We start from the raw sequence: 15524 nt of genomic DNA, 5'->3' as shown, positions 1-15524 counted from the left end.
CTCTTATTCAGCCTTTTCAGCATCTTGGTTTTCACCAATGCTGAGTTCTTCTAGTAATTTCTTACGAGCTTCTTCATCCTGAAGAACAGCAGCGATCTTCTTACGGAATGCAGGGACGTTGCCTAATGGACCTTTTAGCGCAACCAGTGCTTCACGAAGCTCTAGCAGACTGTTGAGTTCTGGAACACTTTTAGCAATCGCCTCAGGAGTAAAGTCCTTCATGTTCTTGAACGTTAGATCAACACCAAGCTGTGCACCCTCTTCATCAGAAAGACGGTTTTCAACATTAACTTTGAGGTTTGGAGCATAGCCTTCCAACACTTCGTTAAAGTTGTCTTTATCAATATTAATTGGCGTACGTTCTTCAATTGGTGTCTCATCAGCACGTGCTGTGAAGTCACCGACCACCATCATATTCAACGGCAGTTCAACGTCTTCTTGCGCATCACCAGTCGCTGGAACGTAACGGATATTAATTCGCTCTTTAGGAGCTACCGAGCCATCGCGTGACATAATTAGTTCCTTATCTAATTGTGTTGTTTAGTTATAGATTGACTCCCACGCCTCAAACTTTGCAGGCAGCAATTCCTTGTTTGGATACAGCTGCTTCAGAATTTTTTGAGTCAATTCGTCTAATTGCAAAGAGAGATGTGGTTCCCAGCCGCTAAGACTCATTTCGTCCCTGATAACCCATAACTTTTCAAGATAAGGCAAACAGAGCGCATAAAGACCAACAGCTTGGTAAGCTTTTACGATTTGTAAATGCAGCATAAATTGCCCTCGCCCTGAGCTATCTAGCTCAAGGTTTTGCGCGACTTCTGCTACGCGTTCTCCCAAGTTTTCGAGAGTTACATCGTCCATTGATACCAAATCGCCTTCTTGCACCACGACGCTAGGCAGTAGCTGCCCGGTTCCCGTCGCCGATGAACGCGCTTTATTCAGCCATTCAATCGTTGCTTCGTTGGCAAATGGAATCGAATTCTTAAATGACAGCACTTCAATACCCGGCAAAGACTGGGCGAAGGCTTTTACCTCTTCTGAAACCGCTTGAGCCGCTTCTTCAAGGTTCAGGTTTTTTAACATCTGATAAACGTAGAAATGCCCAGTGAGCCAAAAAGGCGCATCGGTCAAAGTACGTTCAAGACGTTTAATCGTATCAATATCACTTTCTTGCTTGGCTTTATCTCTATACTCAGACTGTTTGTCTTGAGAGACAGCAAGGATCAGCGGCGTTTCGTTATTCTGATGGTCTGGTAACTCTTCTATATCTGACCAGGTCAAATGCCTATGGATACGATAAGACAAAGCCAACTCAGGCTCTGCACTTAATAGGGTTTCGGCCACTTTTTTCAATGTACGCTTCGACGCCGTCGGCGATGAAAAATCGGTGTCAATGTCCACTTCTTTTTGCGGGGCGCCTAGTCGGTGCAGCGACCGAAGGTTTGGGTTGAACCGGTGTCACCTGAGCGGCTTTGGGCTCTGGTTGACTCTCAGCAGAAGGTGGCTCGGTAGCCACTGGCTCTTGCGCCAATTCCGGCTCAGTAGATGCCGAGTGTGGCACGTCGGCATTTGCGGATTGCATCAAGCGGTTGATCTCAGTGCGTAGTTCAAAGAAGTCCGCTTCCGAGTCTTGGAAGACTTCATCAAAGTGGCGCTGAATCTCTTCGACACGATCATTACACCGCGACAGCCCTTCCCACGTCAGTTGTTCATTGGGCAGTTTAGGCAAAGCAAGCTTAAGCTGATGGTTAAGCCACTCTACAGCGCCGTCTCGCCCACGTTTACGACGTGGGTACAAATCCGCACCATAGCGCGCTAAAGACTCAGCCAGCAGTGACAGCCCCTGTTCAAGACCATTTAAGCCGTCACTTTCAACCAGAGCGCGCGACAGATAGCACATGGCTTTGAAGTCTTTACTGTGCTGAGTAATCACTTCAGTGGCATGATTTTGAACCACTGACCAGTCAACCGTCTCACCAAACAAAGAACCAAACTTCTTAACTTCCGCTTCCATCATTTCGAAGCTAAATTCGTAACGGGCATCTTCACCGGTCGGTGATGCCTCATTGATAGGTTCTAGAAGCGCGTTAATTTCAACAGACATCCGTTAGCTCCTTGCATCTGGCTCATAATCACTAATTGCACGTTTGACCGCCAACGCGCCTCGTGCAGGCTTAGACTTTTTATGACTCTTGCGGATAGCATCACTGGCCATGCTATTCAGTAATTGAGTGACTTCGCTGAATTTTTTCGGCGCATTCACTTCGAGATCGTTGAGCGACGAATTAAGCTTCGCCTTCTCGAAAATCACTTGCTCTGTCACCGTGCTGAATAGAATGTACTCGCTACGCGCAACCTTGAGGGCGCGAACCTTAGCGTTCAAATCGGCAGTATTACCAAAATACTGCTTGGCGGCTTCTGCCTGCTCAATGGCGCGTGAGTAATAATGCTGTTCAGCGTTGGCATCAATGGTTGCGTAAACCTCATTCAACACGGTACTAGGCAACACTTGGCTATAGTAATAGGATTCAGCCTGATGATTGGCCCATGCACTCTTCATGTAATCATCAACGGCATTAGCCTGGCCACTTAAGATCAAACTGACCAGTTCAGCATCCTGTTTGCCCATGTAACTTGTCATTTTTTGCGCTTCAACCGTTAATGTGTTCAAGTTTGACATCACCTTGTTGAATGAACGCTCAGATTTAGCAAACAAAACACCGTCGTTGTTCAAGCTTGCATGAAGCGAGACAAGTTGTGAACGCATGTCCTTGAGCACCAAAGGAAGATTACTCGCCAGTTCTCGCCTTAAGTTCAATGCATCTTCATTCTGCTGATAAACAGTAAGTAGCTTGGTCTGCTGCACTTGATAAGCATCCTGATAAGGAGCCATCATGACAACATCATTCGACATGTCATTTAATGCTTGCTCAACCTTCCACGGCGGTTGTGCAAGAAATGATGCAGTTTGAGCTGGTTTGATGGTATTGACCAAGGCGCTCGATTCACTAAAGCCAGGTTTGGCTGAAGGCTTCCACTCGGGCTGCATATAATCGTAAAAGTAAGTCCCCGTTACCAGAAGAACCGAAGCCACTAACGTTGCTTCCAAATACTTAAATCGACCGAAGGCGAATTTGTCAGTCACGCTGTGCTGTGTCAGTACCAGATCGGCATTTCTAAGATTTGAAAAAATGGGCGCACTGTTGTCGGATTTTAGCGCTTGCGTATCAATACGGGCCAACGCCTGTGCAAACGAAATCGCGGTATAGCCGTGGGAACGAGGCTTGTTAATAACATTTTTAAGCAGCGACCAAACATGTTTCGGGATCAGTTGGCAACGCTTGTTTTGTCCCAGCAATTGACGCCAAACATCACCGTAAGACGAGCCAAGGAACAGATGGCCTGTCAATAGGGCTAATGAGTAGACGTCATCTTGCGGTTTTGCCACACCACTCTCAACATACATAGGCGAGGCGTAATTCATACTCACCTCTGCTGGGCCCTGCGATTCCTCAGTGTAACGAGCCGCGCCAAAATCAATCAGTTTGACGCTATCATCTTCAGCCACCAGCACGTTGGCAGGCTTAATATCTAGATGGCATACGCCTCGGGTGTGCATGTACTCTAACGCGCCAGCAAGCTGGTAAATTAGCCAGGCAATATGATCGTGACGGAAGCCCTTCTTCGCGTGTCTTTCTATTTTTTCAGCTAAGGATTCACCATGTATCCATTCATACATGATGTAGGGGCGATCAAACTCATTACCGATCTTAATAAAATCAGCCACGCTTGGATGCTGAGAGATTTCAAGCTTACTGGCTTCACCGATCAGTAACGAATGTTCATGGCTAGAAGTGCCTTCATTGGCGACTTTACAACACACCTGTTTATCAGGCTCACCTTGCTTTGCTAGGTGATATAAGGTTGTATTGCCATTTTTTGAAGGAAAAGATTCAAGCACGTCGAATTGTGAGAATAAAACATATTCCAACTTGGGCTTGTTTCTCTGCGCTTCCTGCAGCTCTAGCTGTTTTTTTCTCTCAATCGCTTTATGAACTAGCTGATTGATATAGCTGTCGCTTGATCCATTTTGATCAGACACGTTCCACTCTTTAGCCAAATGATAATAATAACTAGGAAAGCATAATAATTAGTTTAAATATTGCTTTTCAACCGCATAAAAATAAAAAGCCCACTATCCCTATCAATTTAGGCATAATGACTGTAGAACCGACCTTAAGTGTTTCTATTTCGACGGTTTGAGAGCCACACTTTTTATTGAAATTGATCTACCATCCAGTAGATTTGAACCAATTAAGCATCTTCACACCGAGATATTCTTAATAAACCGCGATCACCATCTAATCCGTACATAAACAAGCAGGCTGGGTCCGATGAAGGATGCATTTGGGTGAAGCTGCAAAGCAAAGCCATCGCAGACGATTGCCCTAGTGTTCCCCATAAACCATTGATAAGCACAGGCTGCTCAGGGTTAGTGAATTTCTCTGCTCTTGCACCGAGGGCAAAGCCATAATCCTCAGTATGATGCCGAGAATTATTCAAGTCAGAATAGATATAGCCTAAGTGTTCAAAAGCCGCTCCGGCTTTGCGAACCAAGCGCATCATACCTCTGCGGTCCGACGTGTTCCATTCAGCCACAAAGTAATCAAGCGATGCAACGGGCTTTAACTTGAGAGTGTCAACAATGTTTTTCTTAGTGAAAATGACACCCCCACCTCCTTCACTGGGGAGCAGCCCCCATGGGTTTTGAGTTCCTTGCACATTGTCATCGGCAATAAGCGGGGCTAACTCACTGAATAAAGAGTCAACCGCGATACAAAGCACCGCATCTTGCTGGTTTAGGATAGTGAGGGAATCATGGATAAAACGCGGTCCGCCGACATGAGTAATGTCGATCTTTGACAACCATTTGGCGTGTTTACTCGCCTCGACCCAAGCTTGTAGACGGTTATTATCCGTCGATTCAGGAACAGAGATCACCGCGGGAACAGGCCTAAGCGTTTTGGGTAGCTTAGCTAACATAGAAGAAAGCAGCGAATCGATCATTTCGACTACCCTTTCTTGCTTTTTGTCTGCTTTAATAAAGTCCGCTTTAGCGAAAGTAAACTTATCGATACCATTTTCAGCTAGGTGCTGGTTGAATCGTGCAAGGTCAGCTTTGGCGACAGCGAGTGAAATATCTAGGTTCATGCCCATTGGCGTCAATACATCAACATCAAGAACGTATCGACCATATACATTACTCATACGCTTTCTCTCGCTTTAGAAATCGTGGAAGACACCAACAGGTGTTCTTTGCCCTGACAGGGGAATGAAGCGTTGTAGCTAATCGTAAGACGTTGTTCTTCAGTATCAACAAACAGTGTGTACATGGCCATAGCAGCGCTCAGCTTCTCTTCACCAAAATCGGCCACAGCGACATACTTCTCTGCCGGAATGCGAAAAGCCAACACGTCGTCATGAGAGAAACCACTCATCATCAGGCGCTCACCACCTTCTAAGAAGCCATTACACTGCTGGTCTTCAGGAGCAGATTGGTAAAACTTCGGGTTAAAGTCTTCGGGCAGTAAGGGGCGTCTATGCTCTTGCCAAGCATCATCAAAGGTCCCCGCGTACTTAGCCCTCTGAGTAAAAAAGGGCGGGATAGGCCCAAGACCCGCTACGCGCAAGTTTTTGGTGTTAGGAGCCCATTCTTCATTAGGATAAAACACGGACGGAACTGGCATTGCCATCAACTCGGCACTGCTTTTCGCCACGCCACAACCAATACGGTTACGCTCATCCCCACCCAATGCTTTTGAGTAATCAATCTCAGCTTCAACATACGCTGTTGGGTGAGAAACCGTCACTGTACCGCCGTGTTCGACCCACTTACGTTCACCATGAACAGCAATCGTCTTGTCGATATGACTATCGATGAGGATACGACACTCGTGATAAGTCACTGGGCGCTTAGCGTAAGCGCGTGCTTTGCCGTACACCAAAACGTCGGTATTTTGCTTTGATACTGGAAACTCATGGTCGACTTTCATCGCCGACATACCAGCTTCACCGAGATAAACAGGGTCATCGTAAATCTCCTCAGCTGGTACCTCTTGCCATTCGCCCTCGTTGAGCTGCCATTGTCGTTTAGCCGCTATCACCCACACTTCGTGACCATTTTGATCACGTTGGAAGCGACCCTTTACTAGCAATTCCGTTTCTTGTTCAATATCCCAAAGTTGCATTCTGATTCCTTAGGTTAAATCGTTCAATCGCAGCGGATTGCTCAGATAGCTTACTAAACAGCCAGTTTTGTTGTATTGCAGGCATGGCCCAATTCCAAGGAATGTAGACACGACCATGAATACAGAGATGACGCCATATCCAGGTTCGGTAGTTAGCGGGGATATTGTGATCCATCATGGCTTGGACACTCGATTCAAACGTCACAGGTACGCCATGGCGAATCGCTGTGTTGACATGGTTTTCACCACTATCACGCCAGTTTTCAAGTACCGCCATCGCTTGTTCCCATTGATACTCGACACCCAAGAGATGTGGGTTAAGCGGGAAACGCTCACCGTAGACAACATAGAGGGCAAACAACCACTCCTCCTGCCCATCTTTCAGCGTCATGAGGTGTTCCAAAGCCGTTTCAATCCAGTCTGGGCGGCCGGTTAACACCATCTGGATCGGCGCCATTTCGAGACTAGGATCAAACTGGTCAAACTCGACCAACTCAAGCAATTTAGCGTATGTCGCCACATGCTCACTCGGCAGCGCTTGCTGTTCAATACCAAAACGCTTTCTGAACCAAGTACCCCGGTCATGCTTACAGAGCAACAACTCAAACAGGTACTCTTCATCGCTGTCGATTTCATTAATCCACTCGATACTGTCTTCGACATCAAACTTGGCTAACACCGGGTGCACTTGTTGTGCTTCAAGCGAGGTTTCCTTCAACCAGTGTTTGGCCAAACCAACACTTAATGTCTGACGCAGCCGCAACGCTTCAAAGCATAAGCTTCTCATTGAGACTTTGCCCTCGACAAGCTGCGTTAGTGTGATATCCAGCGTGTGTCGTTTGGAGTGCAGTAACAACAGAGTCGCCTCATTGACATCGATGTCCTCAGCCACTTTTATTGCCGCAATAAGGTAGGACGTGTGCTGCTCGAATTCAGGCTCTAACATCAGCCAAACGAAAAGCGCTGGTGCAGTGTCTTTGAGCTCGTAAACCAGCCCCGGATGAAGCTTATAGAAGGCGATGTAAACCTGTTTAATCTCTGCCATCTGGCGTTCAACCAAACGGAGGTAGTCCTGCGAAGTCGCTGGATACCCTTTGCGATGCAACCTTACCCATTGCTTAAACAGAAAGGACAAGGACTCAATCGCGACCGCTGATTTCTCATGACAAAACTCAAGCCACGCTGGGCGCAGATCGCTCAGCAGCGCAATTTGCTCATCTAATGTCTGTATGGCTTGGGTTAAATCACTATCACTTAACGCTGAGCTAAGCTGTTGTTTGGTAATTCTTTGTCTCATACTCTATCTGCATAAGTGGCTAGTTGATGGCAACCGTACCGCCCTGAATCTTCTGCGCTTTTTCTGCCTGCGAAGTCACATACTTCGCCTCAGTCGTCACTCGCCCGTCTCTGCCACTGTAGCGAGTTTGGGTGTCACCACTTTTTAGCGTCAGTTCTTGATTGGTTTTTATTGTCATCTTCTCTGCGCGAATAATGACCTCTTGATCCTCACTCAGCATAGAAAAGAACACGTCCGTCACTATGGGTAAGCTGATATCTTGGTTAACAAACTCAATACGACAATGAAGCTTATTATCCATAGCAAACTTAAGTTCTGACCGAGTAAACCCGCGGCCTAGCTTTGCAGAAAGGGGCTGACCAAATGGGTTTCCTTCAAAATCGACTCTGACGCTATCTTTCGCTTCATTCATGCCGACTATCGTTCCAAAACGGGAAAAGCAAGCCGATTTCTCGGCTTGCTGCGTTTCTTGTTCAAACTGTTGTTGGTGTATTTGTTGTTTCATTAGTTAATCGCTACGTTGCCACCTTTAATCACAACTTTGTCGCTGCCTTCAATCGTGATCGAAGACCCAGTCAGCTTGATACTTCCATCGCTGTTCATTACTAAGGAAGAGCCACCGGTCTTAAGGACAATTTTGTCACCACTGACCACCTGAGTTGCAGCATCGGCTTTATACGATGTATTACCTTTAACTGAAACCGTGAGATCGCCACCGACCGTTTGGTTATCGTCCTTACCAATGTCAGCGGAGCGCGAAGCACCGACGACCAAGTTGCTGTTCTCACCGACGTCTAGATCGTCGTTTTTGCCAATCTTAGTCGAGCGGTTATCGCCAATCTCAAGTGTTGAGTTGTTCTTAACAGACTGTGTTTCATTAGCGTTATAAGTAACGGTCACATCCTGTTCAACGGTCTCAGTAAAGGTGCTGTTCACCTGAGTGGTTTTGTGACCATCGATCGTTTCTTTATGATCGCCATGCACTTCGTTAGTCTGGTTGCGGCCCACTTCAAGGAACTCATCCTGACCAATATCGCGGTAACGGTTGTTGAGTACCTTAGTCGCCATGTCTTTTTGAGCATGGAAGTAAATCTCTTCCTGATTCGCTTCATCCTCAAAACTCATCTCGTTATAGCCAGTGCCCTTGTGCGTTTGGGTACGGAATGTGGTACGAGTTTTGTTCTCTGGCAATGAATACGGAGGAAAGTGCAGACCATGGTAAACAGCGCCTGTAACCAGCGGACGATCTGGGTCGCCTTCAAGGAAGGTGACCACGACTTCATGGCCAATACGCGGCAGGTACACTGCCCCCATGACGGCGCTGCCATTGATTGGCTGACACGAATCCAACAACTTGAATTTTCGTCATTGTTGCCGTATCGATCCCAGTGGAACTGAACTTTAATTCGTCCAAGTTCATCGGTATAAATCTCTTCGCCAGCAGGCCCGACCACAACCGCAGTGTGAGGCCCCTCAACTACAGGTGGAGACGGTTTTTGTACTTTAAAAATCACATCACGTGGGATGCAAGTAAAACTGTTATCGTAATGCGTCGGCAGACCACTGTTTTCATCTTCATGAACTTGGGGATCATGACCATTGTGGACGATAGACAGCATGGTGTAGTCACGATTGAGCGCACTGCGTGGATGCTCACTGATATTAAAGCTATAACCCGGCACCACGCGCATAATGTTCGACATCGCGGCGATCTGATGATTATCGACCTGATGTTCCGCGATCCATTCTGATGCACGCACCTGCCCCATCACTGGGTCAACGTAACGGCCTGGGTAGTCAAACAATTTAAGATCTTGATCTAAAGTGCCCTCACTCGACATTTGTTGTGGGATCTTAGGCTGTTCATAGTTGTAATCGGTGTAAGTCGTGCTGCCGGTTCTCACTCGGTTGATGGCCGTCAAATCGACAATATGTTCGCGATCGGCGACGCCACCCGCATCTGAATGATAAACCAACGGGCCTAAGTAAGAAGCGTTAAGCGGAGTACTGAGCAATTCTGGAATGGCATCGTTGCTATCGACGATCACTAAGGTGTGATTACTTTCAGTGTGCTCGTAGTAGTACCACATACCATGTTCAGCCAGCATTCGGTGCACGAAAATACTGTCGGTTTCACGATACTGAAGAACGTATTCTTTTTGTGGATACACGCCAGACAGTTCAAGACGATAGTCGGTAACAGAAGCGTCGTCCAAGACTTGAGAAATGATATCTGGAGCCGCTAGATTTTGGAAAATGCGACAGTCTTGGCGTTGGGTCAAGAACCAGCTTTGTGGTACCAGAATAATCTGGTAACGAGAGAATCTTCGGCCTGTGCCAAGGAATCGAACCTCATTGACCACACCGTGGAAAAAACGAGCAGAACCCACACCTTGACCAAACAGAGTCAGCAGTGCAGGTTTGCGGATAAGTTCTTCGAAGGTAATATCAGCATCAAGTGAAAGTAATGAGAGGCTGACTTGAAAGTCTTTAGACAGTTCTTCATTCACTTGAAAACTTTCAACACGAAATTCATGCTCACTACCTTGAACTTCAAACTTAAATTCTACGTCTATTGTCATACCTTTTACCTGATACAAATAATGAGATCAGGGCCAACATAAGTTGGCCCTTAGCGTTTGGTAAGAGAATCTTACGCTTCGCGTGGAGCACGCCAGTCGTCGTTACCGCCTTTACCCATAACTTCGTGAGTTACTTCGATTGCGCGGTAAGTGAAGCTAAGTACTTCTTCAGTTACACGGTCAGAAGTCGCAGCATCTTGACAGTGAGCCATGCGAGTTTGCATATCAACTAGAAGAGCATCAATCAGTTTGATTGTGTAGTAGTGCTCTTGCTTACCTTGTACAGAAGTACGGTAGAACTTGATGTTACACTCAGGCAGTTTCTCACCAGAAACTAGAGCGTTGAATAGAAGCGGTGAACAGCAGTCTTGTGCTTTAGTCACAATGACTGGCTTGTGAACGCGTTGACCTGTTGGCTGACCGCTTTGTGGATCACGTGGAATAGTAAGTACGTGATCAAGTTCTTGAACTAGGAACTCATCAACGTGAGCTTCTTGCCAAGAGTTACCAACTGAGTCAGCTGAGTAAGCATCTTTTGTGATATCGCCTTGAGTTTCACCTGTGATAGACATATATGCAGGAGTTGGCATCTTGTATTCCTTCTAATTTATTTAAATTTACCAAATCGCTTAACCGCGACGCTATTAACCTAATACAAAGAGCGTGCCAACTTTACAATCTATATAAATCAATAACTTATAGTGTTTATCTTATTATTAGATAACCTTATCAATTCAATAAATTGGAAAATTTCACAACTTCTTGTGTTCAGCAAACAATTTATTGTTACTTATCCATTTCGATAAAACAACGATAGGCAATCGAGTAAAAAAAGCGTTATTAACGGGCATTTAAGACAGAATAACTAACATAATAATCATAGTGACTATCACATATATCAAATTTGGTTTTAATCTAATCAATATCGCCTGAAAAACAACCATAAAATAGTGGTTAAAATAGTCTGTCAAAAAAAACAATTTTTAATATTTAGTATAATCGAGCCAATTTTAAACAACCATAAGCTCGATAAAGACAATGATAAATATTAATCTCTCTTCATTAATTCAACGTCTGCACCCTATCGCAAAAGTCGCGCTAGAAGACGCCGCAGCTCTGGCTGTATCAGAAAAGGCTAACGAAGTTCGAATTGAACACTTACTGTTAAGCTTGCTTGAAAGACCAAACAGTGATTTCGACGTTCTACTCGCACACTTTGACTGTTCGGAAAACATCCTACGTCAATCGATTCGTTCTACTTTAGATACAAGCCCAACAGGTAATGGTGGCAAACCTGTATTTTCTGCTTTGTTGATCGAATGGCTACAAGAAAGCTGGCTAGTGTCTTCTTTAGACTTATCACAAACGCAGATCCGCTCAGGTGCTCTACTACTGACGCTAGTCAGCAACCCACTCCGTTACGGCCAGCATAGCTACTCTGACCTTCTAGACAATGTCAACCCAGACAGCTTGAAGCGTAATTTTGGCGAACTGACCAGCCATTCACTAGAAGCACAAGTGGCAACGTCTGAAAAGACACAAGCTCGTGAAGACGGCTCAGCGCTCAGCAAGTTCACCACCGACTTTACCGGCAAGGCACGTAAAGGCGAGATCGATCCAGTATTCTGTCGTGATCAAGAGATCCGCCAGATCGTCGATATTCTTGCGCGTCGTCGTAAAAACAACCCTATCGCTGTCGGCGAACCTGGTGTCGGTAAAACCGCCGTGGTTGAAGGTCTGGCACTAAAAATCGTACAAGGTGAAGTGCCTGATAACCTTAAAGGGGTAGAACTTTATGGTTTAGATATGGGCCTACTTCAAGCGGGCGCGAGCGTCAAAGGCGAATTCGAAAAGCGCCTCAATGCGGTTCTCGACGAAGTGAAAAACTCACCGACGCCTATCATCCTCTTTATTGATGAAGCCCACACGCTGGTCGGTGGTGGTAACCAAGCTGGCGGTAGCGATGCCGCCAACCTACTCAAACCAGCCCTAGCCCGTGGCGAAGTGAAAACCATTGCCGCGACAACGTGGTCTGAGTATAAGAAGTACTTCGAGAAAGACCCGGCTCTAGCGCGACGTTTCCAACTGGTTAAACTTGACGAACCGTCTCCACAACAAGCGGCGCTGATCATCCGTGGTCTGCGACCAGCGTACGAAAAGTCCCACAATGTTTACGTTCGTGACGACGCCATTACCGCAGCGGCAGCGCTTTCCGCGCGTTACATCTCTGGCCGTCAACTGCCGGACAAAGCCATCGACGTACTCGATACCGCCTGTGCACGGGTTAACATTAGCTTAAATGCCGTGCCAGCATCGGTTGAAACCTTACAACAAGAACTTGCCGCGCAAACTCGTGAGCTAGAAGCCTTAGAACGTGACCAGTTGCAGCAAACTGGCGACAAACACAGCCTGGCGTCGATCCCAGATCTCAAAGTGGCGATGGAGAAAACCCAAGCTGAGCTAGAAGTTCAAGAAGCACAATGGAAAAACGAGAAAGAGCAAATCGAACAGATGATCGCGTTGCGTACTCGTCTTCATGAACTGGTTTCTGGCGAAGAAATTGAAGTTGCACAAGCGGATGAAGAAGGCGAAGAAACAGAAGCTTCCCCTTATGCAGAAATGGACGAAGAAGCGGTACGTATCGCCATTGCCGCCTGTCAGGAGCAACTGGATGCGATTCGTGATGGTAACCCGCTGGTGCATTTCGAAGTTGGCCCAGATGAAGTAAGCCACGTGATCTCCGACTGGACTGGCATCCCTATGGGTAAAATGCTTCAGGATGAAGCCGAAACCACGCTCAAGCTAAAAGACAGCCTCACCAACAATATCAAAGGCCAAGAATACGCCATCGATGCGCTAGCAGAAGGCATTCAAACCGCCAAAGCTGGCCTCGGTAACCCAGATGCACCAACAGGCGTATTCTTACTTGTCGGCCCAAGCGGTGTCGGTAAAACCGAAACTGCGCGTGCGATTGCCGACCAACTGTTCGGTGGTGAGCGCTTTATGACCACCATCAACATGTCTGAATTCCAAGAGAAACATACGGTATCGCGCCTAATCGGTTCACCTCCGGGTTACGTCGGTTACGGCGAAGGCGGCATGCTGACTGAGGCGGTGCGTCAACGTCCATACTCTGTTGTCCTGTTAGATGAAGTAGAAAAAGCGGATCCAGAAGTACTGAACCTTTTCTATCAAGTATTCGATAAAGGCACACTCAACGACGGTGAAGGTCGCACTATCGACTTTAAAAACACCTTAATCATCATGACCAGTAACCTTGCGACTCATGAGATTGAATCACTCGTTCAGCAGTCTAAAGACATCAACGCTGGCGTGATTGCCGAGGCGATTCGTCCAACGCTAAACCAGCACTTCAAGCCTGCGTTATTGGCGCGTATGTCAGTGCTGCCGTTTGTTCCACTGTCTGACGAAGCCATGACTGACATCATCCACCACAAGTTGGGCAAAGTGTCTGAGCGTCTGCAAAGCCACCATAAACTGTCGTTGAACTACGAAGACACCTTAGTGGAATTCGTACTTGGCAATTGTCGCTTGGCAGAAACGGGAGCACGTAACATCGATGCGGTGATTAACCGTCAGTTACTGCCTCAGCTATCCACACAGCTGCTCGTGCACGACAGGGATGAGTCGCACAGTCAGATCACAGTATCTGTCGATGAGCAAGGAACGCTATCTTATGCGTTCAGCTAATCAGAACGATCTGAGTAATGCGTTACTAGCGATCAGCCAGTCTCTGGCTGATCGCACTCAGCTTGCGCAAACTTTGGACGCGGTGCTCACAGCAGCGCGTCAGATGACGTTTTCTAAACACGGCATCATCTACGTTCTTGATCAAACGGGACAGGCACTCATACCGAGTATTGTTCATCACAATGAACAAGCTCTCGTTTCTCACCCATGGCAGCCGCTATCGTTTAACCAAACCAGCCAAACCGACCCATTCAACTACGCCATCCAAAATGGCGAAGTGGTGTTGATCAACGAGCTGTATCAATACAATGGTTACGATTGTGAGGCCGTGTATGAGACGGAGTTAGCACTTGGCATCAAAAGCAGCAACCTCCTTGCTTGGCCCTTGGTCGATGACAGCGCTAAAACCATAGGTTTGTTGGCGCTGTTCGATTTGAGCGTCATCGACAACGAATCGGCACTCACCGCGTTCTGTAATATGGCCGCCAACAGCATTCGACAAGCCGTTTGGCTCGAAGAATATGGCCATATGATCAAAAGCCTGAGCGCCGATAACGCTGCGTTAGTGCGCGAGAATGAGCATCTCAAAAAACGCAAACAGAGCCATTACAAAGGCCCGATTGCGGAAAGTGAACAGATGCTGGAAGTGCTGCGTCGGTTAGACAAAGTGCTGGCACTGCCGGTAGACGTACTGCTACGCGGTGAAACCGGTGCCGGTAAAGAGGTGATCGCCAAGTACATTCACGAAAACTCCAACCGAGCCGATCAACCGTTAATCGTTCAGAACTGTGCTGCCATTCCGGAACAACTGCTCGAATCTGAGCTGTTTGGGCATAAAAAAGGCTCATTTACCGGTGCAGACAAAGACAAAATCGGTTTGTTTGAAGCCGCTCATGGAGGCACCCTATTCCTTGATGAGATTGGCGACATGCCATTGTTGCTGCAAGCTAAGCTATTACGTGTTTTGCAGGAACGTAAAGTGCGTCCGGTGGGGGCCAGCAAGGAAGTGGAAGTCGATGTACGCGTGGTGGCCGCCACCCATTGCCATTTGATGGATAAAATCAAAAATGGCGAGTTCCGTGCCGACTTGTTCTATCGCCTCAATGTGTTCCCTATCACCCTTCCTCCTTTGAGAGAGCGTGAAGCCGACATTTTGCCGCTGGCAGAACACTTCGTGAAGCAGAGTGCCGCCAACTTGGGCCTAGCTCAAGCACCCGGGTTAAGTGCTAACGTACAACTGCAACTTCAGCAATACCCTTACCCGGGTAACGTTCGTGAGCTCAAGAACATCGTTGAACGGGCTTTGTTACTTTCAGATTTCGAAACCATCAATCAGGTTGAATTTGGAGAAGCGGCAGCCCTCGCCAATCTCCCTCAACCGACACCACAGACGCCAGAGATCCCTGAACCCGTCTTGGAAAGCGAGCCGCAACCACCCGCTCAGCAAGAGCCAGCATCGACAGATGCGGCCCAGCTAGAGCAATCAGAGGCCACAGTGGAAGCAGAACCAATGGACTATTCCAAAAGCCTTAAAGAAGCGGTCAGCGAGTATGAGAAGACCGTTATCATTGATTGTCTCAACTCATCAAACTGGCAAATTAAACGTGCCGCCGAGCAGCTCTCGCTGCCAATCAGTACATTAAGCCATAAGATGAAAAAGTACGACATTTCTACCGCGAGTTAACC

General features: G+C 47.1%; 9 protein-coding genes and 2 pseudogenes. 2 read left to right on the top strand and 9 right to left on the bottom strand.

Annotated features, from left to right (window positions below; genetic code table 11):
* Positions 1-3: 3 nt before the first annotated feature.
* From tssB to KW548_23645, 9 genes and pseudogenes are all read right to left on the bottom strand, one after another.
* Positions 4-513: a type VI secretion system contractile sheath small subunit gene (gene tssB / locus KW548_23685; GenBank protein QXX08597.1), complete on the bottom strand. Its 510-nt coding sequence runs from the start codon at positions 511-513 to the stop codon at positions 4-6.
* A gap of 27 nt (positions 514-540) precedes the next feature.
* Positions 541-2104 (bottom strand): annotated as a pseudogene (gene tssA / locus KW548_23680) (type VI secretion system protein TssA).
* A 3-nt stretch (positions 2105-2107) separates the two neighbouring features.
* A complete protein-coding gene (locus KW548_23675) occupies positions 2108-4102 on the bottom strand; it encodes a protein kinase (protein QXX08596.1) in 1995 nt (664 codons plus the stop codon).
* A gap of 212 nt (positions 4103-4314) precedes the next feature.
* On the bottom strand, positions 4315-5268 hold the full coding sequence (locus KW548_23670; GenBank protein ID QXX08595.1) for a hypothetical protein: 954 nt from the start codon (positions 5266-5268) through the stop codon (positions 4315-4317).
* The gene (locus KW548_23665) at positions 5265-6248 is read right to left on the bottom strand and encodes a DUF2169 domain-containing protein (GenBank protein ID QXX08594.1); all 984 of its coding nucleotides are present in this window, start codon (positions 6246-6248) and stop codon (positions 5265-5267) included. Before KW548_23665 ends, KW548_23670 begins: the two co-directional genes overlap by 4 nt.
* On the bottom strand, positions 6229-7545 hold the full coding sequence (locus tag KW548_23660) for a hypothetical protein (protein ID QXX08593.1): 1317 nt from the start codon (positions 7543-7545) through the stop codon (positions 6229-6231). The genes KW548_23665 and KW548_23660 overlap by 20 nt, the downstream gene beginning before the upstream one ends.
* 19 nt (positions 7546-7564) lie before the next feature.
* Positions 7565-8050: a hypothetical protein gene (locus KW548_23655; GenBank protein ID QXX08592.1), complete on the bottom strand. Its 486-nt coding sequence runs from the start codon at positions 8048-8050 to the stop codon at positions 7565-7567.
* Positions 8050-10127, bottom strand: a pseudogene (vgrG, locus tag KW548_23650) (type VI secretion system tip protein VgrG). The gene KW548_23655 and the pseudogene vgrG overlap by 1 nt, the downstream one beginning before the upstream one ends.
* A 71-nt stretch (positions 10128-10198) precedes the next feature.
* The gene (locus tag KW548_23645; protein QXX08591.1) at positions 10199-10717 is read right to left on the bottom strand and encodes an Hcp family type VI secretion system effector; all 519 of its coding nucleotides are present in this window, start codon (positions 10715-10717) and stop codon (positions 10199-10201) included.
* Between the two features lie 448 nt (positions 10718-11165).
* Here KW548_23645 and tssH point away from each other — a divergent pair, with 448 nt between their 5' ends.
* Positions 11166-13838: a type VI secretion system ATPase TssH gene (gene tssH / locus KW548_23640; GenBank protein QXX08590.1), complete on the top strand. Its 2673-nt coding sequence runs from the start codon at positions 11166-11168 to the stop codon at positions 13836-13838.
* Positions 13825-15522, top strand: a complete 1698-nt coding sequence (locus tag KW548_23635) for a sigma-54-dependent Fis family transcriptional regulator (GenBank protein ID QXX08589.1) — start codon at positions 13825-13827, stop codon at positions 15520-15522. Before tssH ends, KW548_23635 begins: the two co-directional genes overlap by 14 nt.
* Positions 15523-15524 lie beyond the last annotated feature (2 nt).

The organism is Vibrio neptunius (assembly GCA_019339365.1).
In the GTDB taxonomy this organism is placed as follows: domain Bacteria; phylum Pseudomonadota; class Gammaproteobacteria; order Enterobacterales; family Vibrionaceae; genus Vibrio; species Vibrio neptunius.
This window is presented reverse-complemented; position numbering and strand designations above follow the sequence as displayed.